We start from the raw sequence: 18,675 nt of genomic DNA, 5'->3' as shown, positions 1-18,675 counted from the left end.
GGTGCGCCCGTTGCCGGGCGCACACCACCGCCCTTCGTAATGCTCTGCACAACAACAATAAGGAGAACCACCATGCCCGTAGCCGCCATTGCCGACTATGTCGCCGTACCCCGTGATCGCGTCGAGAACTTCAACGGCAAGCAACTGCTGTTCGTCAGTTGGGATCGCCACCTGTTGTTCGGCGCCCCCTTCCTGTTCTGCGTGCCGCCCACCACGAACTTGCGCTATCTGGTCGAAGGGCCGCTGACCGCGCTGTTGCAAGCCGACCCGGATGCCGCCGCGCTGGACTGGAACCAGGTGCAGTGGCTACGCGAAGGCAAGCCCTGGACACCGGACTGGAATGCCAGCCTGGCTGGCAACGGCCTGCTGCACAAGGAACAACTGCGCTTCCTCAGCCACGGCCTGAACAGCCTGTGCGGGGAGGGTGGGCAATGAGTTATGAACTGACCATCGAGCCCCTCGGCCAGACCATCGAGATCGAAGAGGGCCAGACCATCCTCGATGCCGCCCTGCGCGCCGGCATCTACCTGCCGCATGCCTGCTGCCACGGCCTGTGCGCCACCTGCAAGATTCAGGTGAGCGACGGCGAGGTCGAGCATGGCGAGGCGTCCAGCTTCGCCCTGATGGACTTCGAGCGTGACGAAGGCAAGTGCCTGGCCTGCTGCGCCACGGCCGCCAGCGACCTGGTGATCGAAGCCGAGATCGAGGAGGACCCCGACGCCCTCGACCTGGCGGTGGACGATCACACCGCCGTGGTCACCCGCATCGAAGCGCTGACGCCAACCATCAAGGGCATCTGGCTACGCCTGGACAGCGCCATGCGCTTCCAGGCCGGGCAGTACATCAACCTGGAACTGCCGGATGGCATCGGCTCGCGGGCGTTTTCCGTGGCCAGCGCGCCGCAGGCCGACGAGGTCGAGCTGAACATCCGCATCGTCCCCGGCGGCCAGGGCACCGGCTACCTGCACGAACGCCTGCGGGTCGGCGACCGGCTCAGCATCAGCGGCCCCTACGGGCGCTTCTTCGTCAAGAAGTCGGCCAACCTGCCATTGATCTTCATGGGCGGCGGCTCGGGGCTGTCGAGCCCGCGTTCGATGATCCTCGACCTGCTCGGCGAAGGCTGCGAGCTGCCTATCACCCTGGTCTACGGCCAGCGCAGCCTGGACGAGCTGTACTACCACGATGAGTTCCTCGCCCTGCAGGCGAGCCACGCCAACTTCCACTACGTGCCGGTGTTGTCCCACGAGCCAGAGGGTTCGGCCTGGACGGGACGGCGCGGCTTCGTCCACGAGGCGGCCAAGGCCCACTTTGGCAATGACTTCCGTGGCCACAAAGCCTATCTCTGCGGGCCGCCGCTGATGATCGACGCCTGCATCAGCACCCTGATGCAGGGCCGCCTGTTCGAGCGCGACATCTACACCGAGAAATTCATTTCGGCGGCTGATGCCCAGCAGGTACGCAGCCCTTTGTTCAAGGCGATCTGAGCGGTGGTGCAGCCGCTGCCGATTGGTTGCTGTGGGAGAGCCACATAAAAGCAAGGCTGCGGCTTTGTTGATACCTGGTGAGTATCGAGTTGTCAGGAAAATGGTATTGGCTGGTATCTTTTGCCATCCCTAGACTGGCCATGAAACGCACCACGGCACCCGCCATCCGACAAGAAAAAATACGGAGTGGAACATGCGTCAGATCGAGCATTTCATCGCCGGTGAATACACCGGCAGCATCAGCGGCAAACGCTTCGACAAGCGTTCGCCGCTGGATAACCGGGTCATCGCGCAGATCGCCGAAGCCGGCCGCGAGGAGGTCGACGCCGCCGTGCGTGCGGCCCGCGAGGCGCAGCGTGGCGAGTGGCGGAGCATGAGCACCGAGCGCCGGGTCGAGCTTCTCTACGCGGTGGCCGACGAGATCACTCGCCGTTTCGATGATTTCGTCGACGCCGAGATGGCCGACACCGGTCAGCCCGCGCACGTCATGAAACACGTGTTCATTCCCCGTGGCGCGGCCAATTTCAAGGTCTTCGCCGACGTAGTGAAGAACGTCGCCAACGAAGCCTTCCCCATGAGCACCCCGGATGGCCGTGGCGCCCTCAACTACGGGCTGCGTGTGCCCAAGGGCGTGGTCGGGGTGATCTGCCCGTGGAACGCGCCGTTCATGCTGATGACCTGGAAGGTCGGCCCGGCGCTGGCCTGCGGCAATTCGGTGGTGGTCAAGCCATCGGAGGAAACCCCCGCCACCGCCGCCTTGCTCGGCGAGGTGATGAACGTGGTGGGCATGCCCAAGGGCGTGTACAACGTGGTCAACGGTTTCGGTCCGGAATCGGCGGGCGCCTATCTCACCCAACATCCAGGGGTGGATGCGATCACCTTCACCGGCGAAACCCGCACCGGCACCACCATCATGCGGGCGGCGGCGCAGGGCATGCGCGACGTGTCGTTCGAGATGGGCGGCAAGAATGCCGGGATCATCTTCGCCGACTGTGATTTCGACGCGGCGGTGGAGGCCATCTTCCGCTCGGCCTTCCTCAACTCCGGACAGGTCTGCCTGGGCACCGAACGGGTGTATGTCGAGCGGCCGATCTTCGAGCGTTTCGTCCAGGCCCTGAAGCTCAAGGCCGAGGCCGTGCGTTTCGGCCGGCCGGACGATGCCCAAGCCAACTACGGCCCGCTGATCAGCCACGAGCACCGCGACAAGGTGTTGTCCTACTACCGCAAGGCCATCGAGCAGGGCGCCACCCTGGTCACCGGCGGCGGCATTCCGCAGATGCCGGGAGAACTGGCCGAAGGCGCCTGGATCGAGCCGACCATCTGGACCGGTCTGCCGGAAAGCGCGGCGGTGGTGCGCGAGGAAATCTTCGGGCCGTGCTGTCACATCCGTCCCTTCGATAGCGAGGACGAAGTGGTGGCGCTGGCCAACGACACCGAGTACGGCCTGTCGACCACCCTCTGGACCAATGACTTGGCTCGCGCCCATCGCGTCGCCGCGCGGGTCGAGGTGGGTATCACTTGGGTCAATAGCTGGTTTTTGCGCGATCTGCGTACCGCGTTCGGCGGCTCCAAGCAATCGGGCATCGGCCGTGAAGGCGGCGTGCACTCACTGGAGTTCTACACCGAGTTGCGCAACGTCTGCGTGAAGCTGTGAGGGGGCGACGATGAATCAGGACAAGATCGCAGGCTACGGCGACGAGCTGTACGCCGCCTGGCTCGAACGCAAGGCCGTGGCGCCGTTGCTGGCCCGTGAGGCGGACATGAGCATCGAAGATGCCTACCGCATCCAGGAGCATTTCGTCGCCCGCCGGGTGGCGGCGGGCGAGCGCATCGTCGGCAAGAAGATCGGCGCGACCAGTCGCCCGGTACAGGAGTTCCTTGGCGTCTACCAGCCGGATTTCGGCATGCTCACCTCGGCGATGCTGCACGAGAACGGCGCCACCCTCGACCTCGGCGAACTGATCCAGCCCAAGGCCGAGGCCGAGCTGGCCTTCGTCCTCAAGCATGACCTGGTTGGCCCGGGGATCACCGCGATGGACGTGATCCGCGCCACTGACTACGTGCTGCCGTGTTTCGAGATCGTCGATTCGCGCATCGACAACTGGCAGATCAAGATCCAGGACACCGTGGCGGATAACGCCTCCTGCGGCGTGTTCGTGCTCGGCGACAGCCGTGGCGACCCGCGCCGCCTCGACATCACCCTGGCCGGCATGCTGCTGGAGAAGAACGGCGAACTGTTCTCCACCGCCGCCGGTGCGGCGGTACAAGGCTCGCCGGCCAACGCGGTGGCCTGGCTGGCCAATACCCTGGGCGAGCTGGGCATTCCGTTTCGCGCTGGCGAGGTGATCCTGTCTGGTTCGCAATCGACCCTGGTACCGGTTGCCGACGGCGATGAACTGGTCTGCACGGTCGGCGGGCTGGGCAGTTGCCGGGTACGTTTCAGCGGGAGGGCGGCGGCATGAACGGCAGCTTGCAACGTGAAGACATCGTGCGCCTGTGCGAACGCATCGAAGGCGCGCAGACCCGCGCCCAGGCGATTCCCAAGCTCACCGACGAATACCCGGACTTGAGCGTGGCCGACGGCTACGCGGTACAGAGTGAATTGCGCCGCCGTTACCTGGCCCAGGGTCAGCGCCTGGTTGGCTGGAAGGCTGGCCTGACGTCGAAGGCGAAGATGCGCCAGATGGGCGTCGACGTGCCTTCCATCGGCTTTCTCACCGACCGCATGGCGCGCCCGGAAAACGCTGCGATCAGCACAGCTGACCTGGTGCATCCACGGGTGGAATGCGAGGTGGCGTTCGTCATGCGGGACGAACTGCGCGGCCCCGGCTGCACCGCAGAGCAGGTGCTGGCGGCGACGGATCATGTGTTGCCAGCCCTGGAAATCATCGACTCGCGCTTCGCCGGCTTCAAGTTCGACCTGCCTAGCGTGATCGCCGACAACGGCTCCTCGGCGCGTTTCGTCGGCGGCGGTCGGGCGCGGCTGGTCGAGGAACTCGATCTGCGCACCCTCGGCGTGGTCCTGGAAAAGAACGGCGAGATCGTTGCCCTCGGTGCATCGGCGGCGGTGCTCGGCCATCCGGCCGAGGCGGTGGCGATGCTGGTCAACATCCTCGCCGAACTGGGCGAGAGCCTGGCCGCGGGCAGCTTCGTGATGAGCGGAGGGATCACCGAATCCGTCGCCGTCGCCCCCGGCGACAGCGTGGTCGCGCGCTTTCAGGAGCTGGGCAGCGTATCGGTTCGCTTCACCGAATAGGAATCCAGGCCATGCCAATCATTGAAATGCACATGCTCGAAGGGCGCACCGTCGAGCAGAAGCGCCGCGTCGCCGCGGCCATCACCGAAGCGGTCGCGCGCAGCCTGGAGTGCCGGGCCGACACGGTACGCATCCTGATCACTGAACACGGCGCAGAAGAGTTCTACGTTGCCGGGCAGAACCGCGTGCAGGCCGCCGAACTGGCCCGCCTGGAACAGGAGAAAACCCCATGAAGAAGATTCGTTGCGCCTTGATCGGCTCGGGCAATATCGGCACCGACCTGATCTACAAGATCCGCCGCAGCCCGCTGCTGGAACCGGTGTGGATGGTCGGTATCGACCCCGCCTCGGAAGGCCTGGCGCGGGCCCGCGAGATGGGCCTGAAAACCACCGCCGAGGGCGTCGACGGCCTGCTGGCGCATGTGCTCGAGGACGGTATCCAGATCGCCTTCGATGCCACCAGCGCCTACGTGCACGCCGAGAACAGCCGCAAGCTCAATGCCCTCGGCGTGCTCATGATCGACCTCACGCCGGCCGCCATCGGGCCGTTGTGCGTGCCGCCGGTGAACCTGCGCGAGCAGGCCGAGAAACGGACGATGAACGTCAACATGATCTCCTGCGCCGGGCAGGCGACGATTCCCATCGTGCATGCCGTTTCCAGCGTGCAGGGCGTCGGTTATGCGGAGATCGTCGCCACCCTGTCGTCGAAATCCATCGGCCCCGGCACCCGCGCCAACCTCGATGAATTCACCTACACCACCTCCGGCGCCATCGTGAAGGTCGGCGGCGCGCGCCAGGGCAAGGCGCTGGCGATCATCAACCCGGCCGAGCCGCCGATGATCATGCGCAACACCATCTATTGCCTCACCGACGATACGCCGGATCAGGCACGCATCACTGCCTCGGTGCTGCGCATGATCGGCGAGGTGCAGAAGTACGTACCCGGCTACCGGCTGGTCAACGGCCCGGTGTTCGACGGCAACAAGGTTACGGTGTTCATGGAGGTGGCCGGCCTCGGCGACTACCTGCCGACCTACGCCGGCAACCTCGACATCATGACCGCCTCGGCGACGCGCACGGCGGAGATGTTCGCCGAAGCGATGCTGGCCGGCAGTTTCCAACCCACGGCTACGGAGATGGCGTGATGAGCGAATCGAACCTCAAGGGGCGCAAGGTCATCCTGCACGACATGTGCCTGCGTGACGGCATGCACGCCAAGCGCGAACAGATCAGCGTCGAGCAGATGATCAAGGTCGCCACCGCGCTGGACGCCGCCGGCGTGCCCTATGTCCAGGTCACCCACGGCGCCGGCCTTGGCGGCAATTCGCTGCAGCACGGCTTCGCCCCGCACAGTAACGAGGACTACATCAGCGCCGTGGCCTCGCGCATGCGCCAGGCCAAGGTCTCGGTGCTGCTGATCCCCGGCCTCGGCACCATGAGCGAGCTGCAGTCGGCCTACGACTGTGGCGCCCGCAGCGTGCACGTGGCGACCCACTGCACCGAGGCCGACACCTCGCCGCAGCACATCGCCTTCGCCCGCAAGCTGGGCATGGACACCAGCGGCTTTCTGATGATGGCCCACCTCAACGACCCGGCCGGCATCGCCCGCCAGGGCAAGCTGATGGAGTCCTACGGCGCGCAGACGGTGTACGTCACCGACTCGGCCGGTTTCATGCTGCCCGACGATGTGCGCGCCAGGGTCGCGGCCCTGCGCGAGGTGCTCGAGCCGGGTACCGAAATCGGCTTCCACGGTCACCATAACCTGGGCATGGGCGTGGCCAACTCGATTGCCGCCATCGAAGCGGGTGCCAGCCGCATCGATGCCTCGCTCGCCGGCCTTGGCGCCGGTGCCGGCAACACCCCGCTGGAGGTGTTCGCCGCGGTGTGCGAGCGCATGGGCATCGACACCGGCACCGACCTGTTCAAGTTGATGGATATTGCCGAGGACATCATCGTGCCGATGATGGAACACCTGGTGCGAGTCGACCGCGAGTCCCTGACCCTGGGCTATGCCGGGGTCTATTCCACCTTCCTCCTGCATGCCCGGCGTGCCGCCGAACGGACCGGCGTGCCGGCACGCGACATCCTGGTCGAGCTGGGCCGGCGCAAGATGATCGGCGGCCAGGAGGACATGATCCTCGACACCGCCATGAGCATGGCCAGCGAGAGGGCCAGGGCATGAGCGCTGGCGAGTTGGCGATCGTGGTCGGTGCCACCGGTTCGTTCGGCCAGCCGATTGTCGAGCGCCTGCACGCCGCTGGCTTGACGGTGATGGCGGTGGCGCGCAGCGAAGGCAGCCTGGCCGGCCTGCAGGAACGCTTGCCGGGTGTGCGTGCTTGCGTGGCCGATCTCAGCCATGACGAAGGCGGCGAGCGGGTCGCCGCCGCCATCGACCGGCCGGTGCGGATGCTGGTGCATGGCCCGGGCGTGGCGGTGGCAGGTGGTGTGCTGGATGCACCGGTCAGTGCCGTGGTCGATGCGGTGAACATCAAGGTCGGCGGCCTGTTGCGCCTGGTTCGCGCGGCGGATCGACACTTGTTCGAGGGCTCGCGGCTGGTGGCTATCGGCGGGCATTACGGTTTCGAGCCCAGCGCCTACGCGGCGTCTGCCGGCGTGGCCAATGCCGCGCTGGCCAACCTGGTGCGCCAGCTCAGCCTGGGCTATGGCCAGCGAGGCATCACCGCGCACCTGATCGCCCCTGGCCCGGCCGATACCGAGCGCCTGCACCGCATCGCGGCGGATCGTGCCGCCCGCGATGGCAGCACGCCAGAGCAGGTGCTGGCGCAGATGTGCCGCGAGTCGGCCATTGGCGCGCTGACTACCCCGGCGCAGGTGGCCTGGGCGGTCGGCATGCTGCTGGCGCCCGAAGCCACGGCGATGACCGGTTCGACGCTGATGCTCGACGCCGGGCGACGCAAGGGTATTCCCTGAGGGATGCGTCGCTACTGACTCCATCACAACAACAAGAGGAGACACGCCATGCCCATCGTCAACTTTCACCTGCTTGATGGACAGCTCCCGGCAGACCGTGAAGCGGCGCTGCTCGAAGGCGCTACACGTATCTACTGCGAGGTGCTGGGGGCGCCGCCGGAGCGTATCCGCGCGCTGATCAGCCGGCATGCCCCGAAGGATTTCGCGGTCGCCGGAGCGCTGTGCAGTGCTGGCGGCGTGCATGCGCCGTTCTTCGAGTTCTATGTGCTGCAAGGGCGGACGGCAGACGATCGCCAGGCGCTGATGGCGGGTTTCACCGAACTGCTGGTCGGCACCCTGGGCGTGCGCCGCGAGGAGGTGCGTGGCGTGTGCCGGCAGGTTGCCGCGGATGACTGGTGCATCGGCGGTGTTCCGGCCAGTGTGCAGCGCGCCAGTGAGATCGCCGCGCGGGCCGAAGGGGTGGGCCATGGAGCATGACGTGCTGATCGAGGACACCGGCGAGCACTTTCTCTGCCGTGATTCGGAAAGCGTGCTCAATGGCATGGCCCGGCTGTGTCGCAAGGGCATTCCGGTGGGCTGCCGAGGGGGTGGTTGCGGCATCTGCAAGGTACGGGTCACCGCTGGCGAACACCGCTGCCGAGCGATGAGCAAGGCCCATGTCAGCGATACCGAGCGCGCCTGCGGGGTGGCCCTGGCCTGCTGTATCGAAGCGTGCAGCGACCTGCGCTTGCAGGTGCTGGGCAAGATGCAGCGGGCCGTCTGTCGTAGCGCTGCCGATGCCGCCAGCGTGCGCAAGAGCAACTGAATCACTGCCGTTTCCAGCCTTGGCCGCGCCAGACCCTGGCGAGTCCTGATACTCGCTGCCTTGTCACGCCTGTGCAGCGCCTCGTTGGCGGCACCCGAATCGAGAGAGTTCCATGCCTGAATACAACGCCCCGCTGCGCGACATGCGCTTCGTCCTGCATGAGGTGTTCGATGCCGCGAGCTTGTGGGCGCGGCTGCCGGCCCTGGCGGAAAGCGTCGATGCCGACACCGCCGATGCGATCCTCGAAGAGGCGGCCAAGGTCGCCGCAGGGTTGATCGCGCCGCTCAGCCGCAGTGGCGACGAGGAGGGCGCGCAGTGGATCGGTGGCGACGTACGTACCCCGGCCGGTTTTCGCCAGGCCTATGCCACCTACGCCGACGGCGGCTGGGTCGGCTTATCCGGCAACCCGCTATATGGCGGCATGGGCATGCCCAAGATGCTTGCGGTGGCCTTCGAAGAGATGCTCTATGCCGCCGACTCCAGTTTTGCGCTGTATTCGGCATTGAGTTCCGGCGCCTGCCTGGCCATCGACGCCCATGCCAGCGACGCCTTGAAGAACACCTACCTGCCACCGATGTACGAGGGCCGCTGGGCCGGCTCCATGTGCCTGACCGAAGCCCATGCCGGCAGCGACCTGGGGATCATCCGCACCCGCGCCGAGCCACGGGCCGATGGCAGCTACGGCATCAGCGGCAGCAAGATCTTCATCACCGGCGGCGAGCAGGACCTGACCGAGAACATCATCCATCTGGTACTGGCCAAGCTGCCGGACGCGCCAGCCGGCGCCAAGGGCATCTCGCTGTTCCTGGTGCCCAAGGTGCTGGTCAAGGCCGATGGTGGCCTTGGCGCATGCAACGCGGTGAGTTGCGGTTCCATCGAGCACAAGATGGGGATCAAGGCTTCGGCCACCTGCGTGATGAACTTCGACGGCGCCACCGGCTACCTGGTCGGCGAGGTCAACAAAGGCCTGATGGCGATGTTCACCATGATGAACTACGAACGCCTGTCCATCGGCATACAGGGCATTGGCTGTGCCGAGGCTTCGTACCAGAACGCAGTGGCCTATGCCCGTGAGCGCCTGCAGGGCCGCGCGGCCACAGGTGCGATCAGCCAGGACAGGAACGCCGACCCGATCATCGCGCATGCCGACGTGCGCCGCATGCTGCTGACCATCAAGGCCTTGACCGAGGGCGGTCGGGCTTTCGCCTGCTACGTGGGCCAGCAGCTCGACCTGGCCAAGTTCACTGAGGACGCGGACGAGCGCCGCCGCGCCGAAGCCCAGGTCGCGCTACTCACGCCGATCGCCAAGGCCTTCTTCAGCGACAACGGTCTGGAAAGCTGCGTACACGGCCAGCAGGTGTTCGGTGGTCACGGCTATATCCGCGAATGGGGCCAGGAACAACGGGTGCGTGACGTGCGCATCGCGCAAATCTACGAAGGCACCAATGGTATCCAGGCCCTCGATCTGCTTGGACGCAAGGTCGTGGCCAACGCCGGAGTGGCGCTGGGCTCGTTCGCCGCGGAGGTGCGGGATTTCGCCCTTCGCTGCGAGATGCCCAGCAGCAGGCTGCTGCTCGACGCTCTGGCCCGTCTGGAGTCGCTCAGCGACTGGTTGCTGGAGCAGGCCCGGATCGATGCACACGCTGTCGGCGCGGCCTCGGTCGAGTACCTGCATCTGTTCGGCTATGTCGCGTATGCCTACATGTGGGCACGCATGGCCGTTGTCGCTCAGGCACGCCTGCACGAAGACCGTGACTTCTATGGCGCCAAGCTGGCCACCGCCGAATTCTTCTTCCGCCGCCTGCTGCCGCGCACGCTGGGGCTGGAGGCGAGCATCCGCGCTGGCAGCGAAGCGCTCTACGGCTTGCGTGCCGAACAGTTCTGAACACCTCTCTTGAAATTCGGAGTCGTCCATGGGTGAAGTCGTTATCGTCGCGGCCTGCCGCACTGCCATCGGCAGTTTCCAGGGTTCCTTGAGCCGGGTCAGCGCGCCTGAGCTGGGGGCCGCCGTTATCCGTGAATTGCTGGTACGAACGGGAGTGGCGGGGATGCAGGTCGACGAGGTGATCCTCGGCCAGGTGCTCAGCGCCGGCTGCGGGCAGAACCCGGCACGGCAGAGCGTGATCCGCGCCGGTCTGCCGCATACTGTGCCCGCCATGACCGTGAACAAGGTCTGCGGCTCCGGTCTCAAGGCGGTGATCCTTGCCGCTCAGGCAATCCAGTGCGGCGATGCCGAGATCGTCATCGCCGGTGGCCAGGAGAATATGAGCCAGGCCGCCTACGTGATACCTGGCGCCCGCAGTGGCATGCGCATGGGGCATGGGCAACTGGTCGACACGATGATCCAGGATGGCCTGTGGGATGCGTTCAACAACTATCACATGGGCATCACCGCCGAGAACCTGGCCGAGCAATACGGCATCAGCCGCGGCGAGCAGGACGCCTTCGCCCTGCGTTCGCAGCAGCGTGCCCATGCCGCCATCGAGGCCGGGCGCTTCAGCACGGAAATCGTTCCGCTGTGCGTGCCGCAACGGGGTGGCGAGCCTTTGTCGTTCAGCCAGGATGAACAGCCGCGCGGCGATGCGAGCCTGAGTGGCCTGGGCAAACTGCGCCCGGCCTTCAAGGGCGACGGCAGCGTCACCGCTGGCAATGCCTCGACCCTCAACGACGGCGCCGCCGCCGTGCTGCTGATGAGCGCGCAGAAGGCGGCCGAGCTTCGGTTGCCGGTCCTGGCGCGGATCGTGGGGCATGCCAGCGCCGGCGTTGATCCGGCGGTGATGGGCATCGGTCCGGTATTCGCCAGTTGCAAGGCGCTGGAGCGCGCCGGCTGGAGCCTGGAGCAGCTCGACCTGATCGAAGCCAACGAAGCCTTCGCGGCCCAGGCCATCGCCGTTGGCCGCGAACTGCACTGGGACAGTGCCAAGGTCAACGTCAATGGCGGCGCCATTGCCCTGGGGCATCCCATCGGCGCTTCGGGCTGCCGGATCCTGGTGAGTTTGCTGCATGAGATGCAACGTCGAGAGGCGAGGAAAGCGCTGGCAACGTTATGCATCGGCGGGGGACAAGGGGTTGCCCTGTTACTGGCGCGAAGCTGATCGTAGGGATCCACCCAGGGCGGGTCAGTCCGTACCGCCGCCTGCCCGTTCCGCTTGTGTTATCGATGATTGCGGCAATACGGGCTTTTTTTCGGCGCGACAAAGGGCCAGACTTCGGCCCATGCCCATCGAAACCCTCAACAGCTTGCATGACGTGTCCGCGCAAAGTTGGGATGCGTTGTTGCCCGAAGCGAATCCTTTCCTGCGCCATGCCTTCCTGACGTCCCTGGAGGACAGCGGCAGCGTGAGCGCGCGTAATGGCTGGCAGCCGGCGCACCAGATCCTGCGCAGTCCATCGGGCGACCTGCTGGCGGCTCTGCCGGCCTACGGCAAGCGTCACTCCTATGGCGAATATGTGTTCGACATGGCCTGGGCCGATGCCTGCCAGCGCGCCGGCATCGCCTACTACCCGAAGCTGCTCGGCGCCGTGCCGTTCTCTCCGGTGGGCGGGCCGCGCCTGCTGGGCGATGCCGAGGCGGTCGGGCAACTGCTTGAGGCGCTGGAGACTGGCATCGGCCAGGCGGGATTGTCCGGTTTGCACATCAACTTCACCGACCCGGCCAGCGATGCCGCGCTGGACGGGCGTGACGGCTGGTTGCAGCGCCTGGGTTGCCAATATCACTGGTTCAACCGCGATTACCGTGACTTCGCCGATTTCCTCGACGCCCTGGCCTCGCGCAAGCGCAAGCAGATGCGCAAGGAGCGTGAGCAAGTGGCCGGGCAGGGTATCGATTTCGACTGGTTCGAAGGCCGCGAGCTGAGCGAGGCGCAATGGGACTTCGTCTACGCCTGCTATGCCAACACCTATTACGTGCGGGGTCGCGATCCCTACCTGAGCCGCGAGTTTTTCAGCCTGCTGGCCGCGCGCATGCCCGAGGCGATCCGCGTGGTCATGGCGCGCCAGGGCGGGCGGCCGGTGGCTATGGCATTCAGCCTGGTCGATGGCGAAACCTTCTACGGCCGCTACTGGGGCTGCCTGGACGATTTCGACCGCCTGCACTTCGAGACCTGCTTTTACCAGGGCCTCGACTACGCCATCGCCCATGGCCTGCGCCGCTTCGACGCCGGTGCCCAGGGCGAGCACAAGCTGATCCGTGGCTTCGAGCCGGTGATCACCCGCTCCTGGCATTACCTGCTGCATCCGGGGCTGCGCAATGCGGTGGCGGACTTCCTCCGGCAGGAATCGCCAGCGGTGCTGGCCTATGTGCAAGAGGCGAGGGCGGTGTTGCCTTATAGGCAGGGCTGAACGCGAGTGTCCGAGCCCGCTTCAGGCCTGCCCGGCGGCCGGATGAAACCGCCGCGAAGCATCGCTCAGATCGGGTAGGTCAGCAGCAGAACATGCGTGGTGTTGACCGCCCCATGCAGCGCGACGGCGGTCCACAGCCGCTCGCCGCTGAAGTGGAAGACCAGGCCGTAGGCAAGTCCCGCCAGGCTGGCGAGCAGGGCGAAGGCCGGGCTGAAAGGCAGGTGGACGGCGCCGAACAGCAGGGCGACCAGAACAAGGCCGAAAGCAGCGCCCAGGCGTTTGACCAGTACGCGTTGCAGCAGACCACGGAACAGCAGCTCCTCGGCCAGGCAGGTCACCAGCAGGTTGGAGGCCAGCCACGGCCAGAAATGCTCAGGCCATTTCGGCAGCCAGCCGAGGATGCCGGTCGAGACCGCCAATGTCGGCACCAGCAGCAGGCCGGCGATGGCGGCGATCATGCTCCATTGCGGCGAGCGCCAGGGCCTGCTGGCCTGGCCCAGCCACCAGGCGAGCAGGCCGGCGGCCAGCAGGGCCTTGTCGGGATTGAAGCGCAATTGCCAGGGCGCGCCGCCGCCCAGGTCCTGCATCCCTGTCAGGGGCAACACGGCGACCCCGGGAAGCAGATGCGCGGCCAATAGCGATGAGCCGAGCAGCGTGCCGGCCAGCCATAGCCAGGCGGGCAGGTGCGTATCGAGTGCCAGCCACAGGATGAAGGCGACGGCGATGCCGCACGCCAGCGGGCTCAGCAGGCCCAGGCTCAGGCTGGCCAGCAGGACGGCGAGTGGCAGGGCCTGGCGGGCGGCGAATGGCATGCTCGATCAGAACACCTTGATCACACGGCCAAGCACGGCGTCTTCCGCGACCGTGCCCCAATAGCGGCTGTCGTTGGAGTAGTGGCGGTTGTCGCCGAGCATGAACAGCTGTCCTTCGCCGATCAGCCGTTCCTCCATCTCCAGCGTCTCGGGACGAGCACCCTGGGCGTCGGGGTTCACATAGGGCTCGTCCAGTGCCTTGCCATCGATGAAGACCTTGCCGCCGTGCATCGCCACCCGCTCGCCTGGCAGCCCGATCAGGCGCTTGAGGTACAGGATGCCGGGGTCCTTGGGATAGCGGAATACCACGATGTCACCCCGTGCGGGCTTATGGCTGAGGTAAGGCCAGGGGCTGACCAGCACGTAGTCGCCGGGCCTGGCCGTTGGCGCCATGGACGCGGAGGGAACCGCGTAGGGAATGAGGCCGAATACCCGCAGGCGGGGGTCGTAGCTGTCGACGCCGAACGGATTGGCGATATAGGTGCCGACAATCAGCACAAGCAAGAGGCTGAAGGCATTCCAGAAGCTGAAGCGCATGAGGCGTCCCTGTCCATGAGTGCGGCGGGTGACGTTACCGGAGCGCCGGTCCGGGAACAAGCAGCCCCTGGTTATCCACGCGTTGCAGGAGCGCGTCGCGATTGAGCCTCAGGCGAGCGAAGTCATCGGCCAGGAACAGGCGGCCGCTGTAATGGGCCGCCGCCTCGGCGCGGATTTCGTCGATGCACGGGCGGCGGGTCGGGACGTTCTGGTAGCGTGCGCTGAAGTGCGTCAGCACCAGGTTGGCCAGGCCCGCCGACTCCGCGAATGCGCCGACCCAGGCCGCGGCGCTGTGACCGACAGCCGGGCCGGCCTTGTCTGCCACGGCCTGGGTGTAGGTCGCTTCATGGACCAGCACCTGGGCCGGCGCACAGGCCTGGCGCAGCAGCTCGGGCTGGTCGTTGTCGCCACCGACCACGACACAGCGTGGCGGACCGGCGATCACCTGGTAATCCTGGCTGCGCAGCAGGCGCCCCGCGTACTCGCTGTCGAGGCCTTTGTACAGTCGACCCCAGAGCGGTCCGCGAGGAATGCCGTCGGCGAGCAGCTTGTCCTTGTCCAGGCGGCTTTCGAGCTTTGTCTCGGTGAAGCGATAGGCGTGGGATGGCACGCGGTGCGACAGGGGGAAGGCGTCGATGCGGACCTGGTCGTCGTGCCACGTCCCGAACGCTTCGGTGGCGATGAAATGCAGCTCGTAGGGCAGGTAGGCCTGGGTCAGTTCCAGGGTGGCGCGGAGCCAGTGCTCGATGGCCTGTGGGCCGATCAGCACCAGCGGCGCCTTGCGGCCTTGCATGCCGGCGCTGGCCAGCAGGCCCGGCAGGCCGTAGCAATGGTCGCCGTGCACGTGGGTGATGCAGATGGCGCGAAGGTCGTGCAGGGACAGCGGCGTGCGCAGCAGTTGATGCTGGGTCGCCTCGCCACAGTCGATCAGGTACCAGCCCTTGCCCGTGTCGACCTGAAGGCCGAGGCCGGTGACATTGCGCGAGCGGGTCGGCGTACCGGCCGAGGTGCCGAGAAACAGCAGTTCCAAATCGGGGCTCCTGGTATTCGTTATTGGCGGCAGTCTAAAGCGTTTACCTGCCTCGACCCTGCCTATATAGGCCGAACGCTATCTAGTCCATATGGACGATACCGTTCGGCCCCCCTGTCTTCATCATGGGCGACACGGGGAAACGCTCGGGTTAATGTTCTTTCCCCTACGATTTGAAGGGTTTGCGATAGCGACCTGCAACAAGTGGTCCACGAACCCTGTCACGAGAGAAAACGCGGTATGGATACCATCAAGTCACGCAGCAAGTTCGCGCGTCGCGCCCTGTTGCCGCGTACTACCGGACTGGCCGTCGGCGCGTTGTGCGTGACCGTGCCGTTCTGGGAGCTACAGCGTTCGTCCGCGACCTGGGCAGGCTTGCTGCTGTTCTGTTTCGCCTGGCCCTGGATCGCCTATGGCCTGAGCCGCTACTACCACAACCCGGCGCGGATGGAGCGCTGGCACATTCTGTTCGACTCCTTCGCCGCTCCGGTGGCGGTGGTCGGCACGGGGTTCAGTCCCATCGCCACGGCGGTGGTGTTCTCCACGCTGGTGGCCAACAACGTCGCTACCGGCGGGGTACGCTTCGTCTGGCTGGGCTTCGTCGCGCAACTGGCAGGCACCGCCACGGGCCTGCTGATTTTCGGCCTGAGCTTCAATCCGGCAATGACCCTGCTGCACCTGTACGCCTGCTTGCCGATGATGCTTATCCAGCCGCTGGTGATCGGCCTCACCCTCTATCACCTGGCGCTCAACGTGGCCCAGAGTCGTCGCGCGTTGCGCACGATGAGCCAGACCGACAGCCTGACCGGGCTGTACAACCGCCATCACTGGAGCGAGCTGGCCACCCTGCAGATGCAACGCTGCAAGCGTAGTGGGGAGGCCGCCTGCCTGGCGCTGATCGATCTGGACCATTTCAAGGCGGTCAACGACAGCCATGGACATCTCGCTGGCGACGCATTGCTTGGCCGGTTGGGAGCGACCATGCGCACCTTGTTGCGCCAGGTCGACCTGGCGGGGCGTTATGGCGGCGACGAGTTCTGTGTGGTGCTGCCGATGACCCTGGCGGACGACGCCCGTGTGGTTTTCGAGCGTTTGCGTGTGCAGTTCGTCGAGCAGGAGCCGCAACAGGTGGGGCTGAGCGTGGGGATCGCCGCCTACCAGCCGGGCCTGGATAGCGTCGAGCAATGGATCGACGTCGCCGACCGGGCGCTTTATCAGGCCAAGGCGCAAGGTCGCAATCAGGTCGTGGTGGCGAACGCGGAGGCCGGGCGCCAGGCGGCGACGGATATCGCCTGAGCGGCCGCCGTCAAGGTCGCAGGCGCGCCGCTTCGAGCGTTGTAGTGCCCGTCGGGGCCGTACAGGTCAATCTGTACCGGGGAGACGAGGCTCAACCCGGCAACGTGGTTGAGCGTCGATCAACCGCGCCGCGGGCTGTCCAGGCCGCGAATCACCGCCGGGCGCGCGACGAACGCGTCGAGGGCGCGCTTGACGTTGGGGAAGCGCTGGAACTCGACGATCTCGCCGGCAGCGTAGAAGCCGACCAGATTGCGCACCCAGGGGAAGATCGCGATGTCGGCGATGCTGTAGTCGTCGCCCATGATCCACGCGCGGCCATCCAGGCGATGCTCCAGCACGCCGAGCAGGCGTTTGCTTTCCTCGACGTAGCGGTCGCGCGGGCGCTTGTCCTCGAAGTCCTTGCCGGCGAATTTATGGAAGAAGCCGAGCTGGCCGAACATCGGGCCGATTCCGCCCATCTGGAACATCAGCCACTGGATGGTCTCGTAGCGGCCGTGGGCATCCTTGGGCAGCAGCTTGCCGGTCTTTTCCGCCAGGTAGATGAGGATCGCCCCTGACTCGAACAGTGGCAGGGCCCTGCCGTCCGGACCGTTGGGGTCGATGATCGCCGGAATCTTGTTGTTCGGGTTGAGCGAAAGAAATTCCGGGGTGAGCTGATCGTTCTTCTCGAAGCTGACCAGGTGCGCGTCGTAGGGCAGGCCGATTTCTTCGAGCATGATCGACACTTTCACGCCATTGGGCGTGGGCAGCGAATAGAGCTGCAGGCGATCAGGATGAACGGCGGGCCACTTGCGGCTGATGGCATAGGCGGAAAGATCTGACATGACGACTCCGGACGAATGGCGGGACGTGGAGCATAGCGGCGCGGATCATGTCGCCGCATCTGTTTCTTACCTGACAGGGCGCAAGCCTGTAAGGTTCGGTTTTTGCAATCTGCTGAAGGAGCACCTTGATGAGCCTGCATGGCACCTACGATACGCAGAACATTTTCGCCAAGATCATTCGTGGCGAAGCACCGTGCTACACGATTTACGAGGACGACGATGTCCTGGCCTTCCTCGACCTGTTCCCGCAGTCCTACGGCCACACCCTGGTAATCCCCAAGCGGGCCGAGGCCCGCAACCTGCTGGATATCGACGCCGACAACCTGACCAGGCTGGCCCTGGCCACGCAGAAAGTCGCCCGGGCGGTCGCGGACGAGCTGCAACCGGCCGGCATCCAGTTGGCCCAGTTCAACGGTGCGCCGGCGGGGCAGACGGTGTTCCACATCCATATGCACATCATCCCGCGCCATGAGGGCGAGGACCTGGGCATCCACGGTCGCGGCAAGGCCGACCCGGCTGAGCTGGAAAAACTGCAGAAGCGCTTGCAGGCGCGCTTGCAGGGGTGAGATGGCTTCAAGCTTCGAGTTGAACGCAGATCAGGGAGCGATGGACGTGCGTGACGGAAAACGCGAATACCGCTGGACGATGCTCGCAGGCTGGGCTGGCATTCTCGGGGCGCTGGGCTGGATCGTCGGTGACATCTTCATCGTCGGCCATGTCGCGGCGCACGAGGATTTTCCACTGCTGTTCCAGGACTATGCCGGGCAGATCGACGTCGGCCTGGCAGAAGTGCTCGTCGGCGTGCCCAGGTTGTACCTGATCGTCGGTGCGCTGGCGGCGATCTTCACCGTGCCGTTTTACCTGATCGGCTGCTGGCATCTCTGGCGCGGCGTTCGCACGGCGCGGCGCGGGTTGGCACTGCCGGCGATCATCCTGATCGCCTTCGGCTATGCGACTTCGCCGCTGCCGCATGCCGCCTTCTATTTTCTGGGGGCCGTCTACCAGACGATTCCCCTCACGGATGTGTCGGCGCATCCGCAACTGCTGGCGTTGGCCGAGGAGTTCCGGCAGGTATTGTCGATCACCTATGTGCCCTCTGTTGCCAGTTCGGCATTGGGCCTGATCCTGTTCTCATTGGCCGTGGCCAGCGGACGCAGTGCCTATCCGCGTTGGTTCGCGCTCACTGCCAACCCCCTGCTCGTGCTGGTGACGGTCGGGGTGCCCGATGCCTTGGGGGGAACGATGGGGCATGCCTTGGCGGGTGCCGGGCTCAACACGTTGTGGCTGCTTGTCTATGCGCAATCGCTGGTGTTGCTCAAAGGTGGCGCCGGAAGCCTGAAGTAGAGGCTTCCGGCGTAAG

Annotated in this window: 21 protein-coding genes; 17 read left to right on the top strand and 4 right to left on the bottom strand. The window is 65.7% G+C overall.

Annotated features, from left to right (window positions below; all coding sequences use genetic code 11):
- Positions 1-72 precede the first annotated feature (72 nt).
- The 14 genes from ACSZPK_RS18210 to ACSZPK_RS18145 all read left to right on the top strand — a co-directional run bounded on the left by ACSZPK_RS18210 (position 73) and on the right by ACSZPK_RS18145 (position 12,816).
- Positions 73-435: a phenol hydroxylase subunit P4 gene (locus ACSZPK_RS18210; protein WP_437882935.1), complete on the top strand. Its 363-nt coding sequence runs from the start codon at positions 73-75 to the stop codon at positions 433-435.
- Positions 432-1,484 (top strand): NADH:ubiquinone reductase (Na(+)-transporting) subunit F, encoded by a 1,053-nt coding sequence (locus ACSZPK_RS18205; protein ID WP_437882934.1) that lies wholly within the window; start codon positions 432-434, stop codon positions 1,482-1,484. Before ACSZPK_RS18210 ends, ACSZPK_RS18205 begins: the two co-directional genes overlap by 4 nt.
- A 193-nt stretch (positions 1,485-1,677) precedes the next feature.
- The gene (locus tag ACSZPK_RS18200; RefSeq protein ID WP_437882933.1) at positions 1,678-3,138 is read left to right on the top strand and encodes a 2-hydroxymuconic semialdehyde dehydrogenase; all 1,461 of its coding nucleotides are present in this window, start codon (positions 1,678-1,680) and stop codon (positions 3,136-3,138) included.
- 10 nt (positions 3,139-3,148) lie between these two features.
- Entirely contained in the window at positions 3,149-3,946 is a 798-nt protein-coding gene (gene dmpE / locus ACSZPK_RS18195; protein WP_437882932.1) for a 2-oxopent-4-enoate hydratase, read from the top strand.
- Positions 3,943-4,740 (top strand): 2-oxo-3-hexenedioate decarboxylase, encoded by a 798-nt coding sequence (dmpH, locus tag ACSZPK_RS18190; protein WP_437882931.1) that lies wholly within the window; start codon positions 3,943-3,945, stop codon positions 4,738-4,740. The genes dmpE and dmpH overlap by 4 nt, the downstream gene beginning before the upstream one ends.
- Positions 4,741-4,751: 11 nt before the next feature.
- Positions 4,752-4,973 carry a tautomerase family protein gene (locus ACSZPK_RS18185; RefSeq protein ID WP_437882930.1) on the top strand — a complete coding sequence of 74 codons (222 nt, stop codon included), beginning with the start codon at positions 4,752-4,754 and terminating at the stop codon, positions 4,971-4,973.
- Positions 4,970-5,884 carry an acetaldehyde dehydrogenase (acetylating) gene (locus ACSZPK_RS18180; RefSeq protein WP_437882929.1) on the top strand — a complete coding sequence of 305 codons (915 nt, stop codon included), beginning with the start codon at positions 4,970-4,972 and terminating at the stop codon, positions 5,882-5,884. The genes ACSZPK_RS18185 and ACSZPK_RS18180 overlap by 4 nt, the downstream gene beginning before the upstream one ends.
- The gene (gene dmpG, locus ACSZPK_RS18175) at positions 5,881-6,921 is read left to right on the top strand and encodes a 4-hydroxy-2-oxovalerate aldolase (protein ID WP_437882928.1); all 1,041 of its coding nucleotides are present in this window, start codon (positions 5,881-5,883) and stop codon (positions 6,919-6,921) included. Before ACSZPK_RS18180 ends, dmpG begins: the two co-directional genes overlap by 4 nt.
- Positions 6,918-7,670 (top strand): SDR family NAD(P)-dependent oxidoreductase, encoded by a 753-nt coding sequence (locus ACSZPK_RS18170; protein ID WP_437882927.1) that lies wholly within the window; start codon positions 6,918-6,920, stop codon positions 7,668-7,670. The genes dmpG and ACSZPK_RS18170 overlap by 4 nt, the downstream gene beginning before the upstream one ends.
- 48 nt (positions 7,671-7,718) lie before the next feature.
- Positions 7,719-8,147, top strand: coding sequence for a tautomerase family protein (locus tag ACSZPK_RS18165; RefSeq protein ID WP_437882926.1), 429 nt, complete (start codon positions 7,719-7,721; stop codon positions 8,145-8,147).
- A complete protein-coding gene (locus tag ACSZPK_RS18160) occupies positions 8,137-8,475 on the top strand; it encodes a 2Fe-2S iron-sulfur cluster-binding protein (RefSeq protein WP_437882925.1) in 339 nt (112 codons plus the stop codon). The genes ACSZPK_RS18165 and ACSZPK_RS18160 overlap by 11 nt, the downstream gene beginning before the upstream one ends.
- 112 nt (positions 8,476-8,587) lie before the next feature.
- Positions 8,588-10,360 (top strand): acyl-CoA dehydrogenase C-terminal domain-containing protein, encoded by a 1,773-nt coding sequence (locus tag ACSZPK_RS18155; RefSeq protein ID WP_437882924.1) that lies wholly within the window; start codon positions 8,588-8,590, stop codon positions 10,358-10,360.
- 28 nt (positions 10,361-10,388) lie between these two features.
- Entirely contained in the window at positions 10,389-11,570 is a 1,182-nt protein-coding gene (locus tag ACSZPK_RS18150; protein ID WP_437882923.1) for an acetyl-CoA C-acetyltransferase, read from the top strand.
- 121 nt (positions 11,571-11,691) lie between these two features.
- The gene (locus ACSZPK_RS18145; RefSeq protein ID WP_437882922.1) at positions 11,692-12,816 is read left to right on the top strand and encodes a GNAT family N-acetyltransferase; all 1,125 of its coding nucleotides are present in this window, start codon (positions 11,692-11,694) and stop codon (positions 12,814-12,816) included.
- Between the two features lie 65 nt (positions 12,817-12,881).
- Here ACSZPK_RS18145 and ACSZPK_RS18140 read toward each other — a convergent pair whose 3' ends face one another.
- The 3 genes from ACSZPK_RS18140 to ACSZPK_RS18130 are packed head-to-tail and all read right to left on the bottom strand — an operon-like array spanning position 12,882 to position 15,195.
- Positions 12,882-13,628 carry a CPBP family intramembrane glutamic endopeptidase gene (locus tag ACSZPK_RS18140; RefSeq protein WP_437882921.1) on the bottom strand — a complete coding sequence of 249 codons (747 nt, stop codon included), beginning with the start codon at positions 13,626-13,628 and terminating at the stop codon, positions 12,882-12,884.
- Between the two features lie 6 nt (positions 13,629-13,634).
- A complete protein-coding gene (gene lepB / locus ACSZPK_RS18135) occupies positions 13,635-14,165 on the bottom strand; it encodes a signal peptidase I (RefSeq protein ID WP_437882920.1) in 531 nt (176 codons plus the stop codon).
- Between the two features lie 34 nt (positions 14,166-14,199).
- Positions 14,200-15,195 carry a ribonuclease Z gene (locus tag ACSZPK_RS18130; protein ID WP_437882919.1) on the bottom strand — a complete coding sequence of 332 codons (996 nt, stop codon included), beginning with the start codon at positions 15,193-15,195 and terminating at the stop codon, positions 14,200-14,202.
- Between the two features lie 240 nt (positions 15,196-15,435).
- Between ACSZPK_RS18130 and ACSZPK_RS18125 the strand changes: the two genes are divergently transcribed.
- Positions 15,436-16,491 (top strand): diguanylate cyclase, encoded by a 1,056-nt coding sequence (locus ACSZPK_RS18125; protein ID WP_437882918.1) that lies wholly within the window; start codon positions 15,436-15,438, stop codon positions 16,489-16,491.
- A 119-nt stretch (positions 16,492-16,610) separates the two neighbouring features.
- On the opposite strand, the gene ACSZPK_RS18120 is transcribed toward ACSZPK_RS18125, so the two are convergent.
- A complete protein-coding gene (locus tag ACSZPK_RS18120) occupies positions 16,611-17,315 on the bottom strand; it encodes a glutathione binding-like protein (protein ID WP_437882917.1) in 705 nt (234 codons plus the stop codon).
- Between the two features lie 128 nt (positions 17,316-17,443).
- On the opposite strand from ACSZPK_RS18120, the gene ACSZPK_RS18115 reads away from it, so the two are divergent.
- Together ACSZPK_RS18115 and ACSZPK_RS18110 are read left to right on the top strand one after the other, a co-directional pair.
- On the top strand, positions 17,444-17,881 hold the full coding sequence (locus ACSZPK_RS18115) for an HIT family protein (protein ID WP_437882916.1): 438 nt from the start codon (positions 17,444-17,446) through the stop codon (positions 17,879-17,881).
- 1 nt (position 17,882) lies between these two features.
- On the top strand, positions 17,883-18,659 hold the full coding sequence (locus tag ACSZPK_RS18110) for a DUF6796 family protein (RefSeq protein ID WP_437882915.1): 777 nt from the start codon (positions 17,883-17,885) through the stop codon (positions 18,657-18,659).
- Positions 18,660-18,675 lie beyond the last annotated feature (16 nt).

The sequence above is a fragment of the Pseudomonas sp. LRF_L74 genome (assembly GCF_965644255.1).
In the GTDB taxonomy this organism is placed as follows: Bacteria; Pseudomonadota; Gammaproteobacteria; order Pseudomonadales; family Pseudomonadaceae; genus Aquipseudomonas.
The sequence above is the reverse complement of the archived record's forward strand: the minus strand, read 5'-3'. Positions and strand labels throughout refer to the sequence as shown.

Excerpts from the sequence above, each read along its gene's own strand:
- ACSZPK_RS18210 (WP_437882935.1), top strand. The coding sequence starts at position 73 with ATGCCCGTAGCCGCCATTGCCGACTATGTCGCCGTACCCCGTGATCGC.
- ACSZPK_RS18205 (WP_437882934.1), top strand. The coding sequence starts at position 432 with ATGAGTTATGAACTGACCATCGAGCCCCTCGGCCAGACCATCGAGATC.
- ACSZPK_RS18200 (WP_437882933.1), top strand. The coding sequence starts at position 1,678 with ATGCGTCAGATCGAGCATTTCATCGCCGGTGAATACACCGGCAGCATC.
- dmpE (WP_437882932.1), top strand. The coding sequence starts at position 3,149 with ATGAATCAGGACAAGATCGCAGGCTACGGCGACGAGCTGTACGCCGCC.
- dmpH (WP_437882931.1), top strand. The coding sequence starts at position 3,943 with ATGAACGGCAGCTTGCAACGTGAAGACATCGTGCGCCTGTGCGAACGC.
- ACSZPK_RS18185 (WP_437882930.1), top strand. The coding sequence starts at position 4,752 with ATGCCAATCATTGAAATGCACATGCTCGAAGGGCGCACCGTCGAGCAG.
- ACSZPK_RS18180 (WP_437882929.1), top strand. The coding sequence starts at position 4,970 with ATGAAGAAGATTCGTTGCGCCTTGATCGGCTCGGGCAATATCGGCACC.
- ACSZPK_RS18170 (WP_437882927.1), top strand. The coding sequence starts at position 6,918 with ATGAGCGCTGGCGAGTTGGCGATCGTGGTCGGTGCCACCGGTTCGTTC.
- ACSZPK_RS18165 (WP_437882926.1), top strand. The coding sequence starts at position 7,719 with ATGCCCATCGTCAACTTTCACCTGCTTGATGGACAGCTCCCGGCAGAC.
- ACSZPK_RS18160 (WP_437882925.1), top strand. The coding sequence starts at position 8,137 with ATGGAGCATGACGTGCTGATCGAGGACACCGGCGAGCACTTTCTCTGC.
- ACSZPK_RS18155 (WP_437882924.1), top strand. The coding sequence starts at position 8,588 with ATGCCTGAATACAACGCCCCGCTGCGCGACATGCGCTTCGTCCTGCAT.
- ACSZPK_RS18150 (WP_437882923.1), top strand. The coding sequence starts at position 10,389 with ATGGGTGAAGTCGTTATCGTCGCGGCCTGCCGCACTGCCATCGGCAGT.
- ACSZPK_RS18145 (WP_437882922.1), top strand. The coding sequence starts at position 11,692 with ATGCCCATCGAAACCCTCAACAGCTTGCATGACGTGTCCGCGCAAAGT.
- ACSZPK_RS18140 (WP_437882921.1), bottom strand. The coding sequence starts at position 13,628 with ATGCCATTCGCCGCCCGCCAGGCCCTGCCACTCGCCGTCCTGCTGGCC.
- lepB (WP_437882920.1), bottom strand. The coding sequence starts at position 14,165 with ATGCGCTTCAGCTTCTGGAATGCCTTCAGCCTCTTGCTTGTGCTGATT.
- ACSZPK_RS18125 (WP_437882918.1), top strand. The coding sequence starts at position 15,436 with ATGGATACCATCAAGTCACGCAGCAAGTTCGCGCGTCGCGCCCTGTTG.
- ACSZPK_RS18120 (WP_437882917.1), bottom strand. The coding sequence starts at position 17,315 with ATGTCAGATCTTTCCGCCTATGCCATCAGCCGCAAGTGGCCCGCCGTT.
- ACSZPK_RS18115 (WP_437882916.1), top strand. The coding sequence starts at position 17,444 with ATGAGCCTGCATGGCACCTACGATACGCAGAACATTTTCGCCAAGATC.
- ACSZPK_RS18110 (WP_437882915.1), top strand. The coding sequence starts at position 17,883 with ATGGCTTCAAGCTTCGAGTTGAACGCAGATCAGGGAGCGATGGACGTG.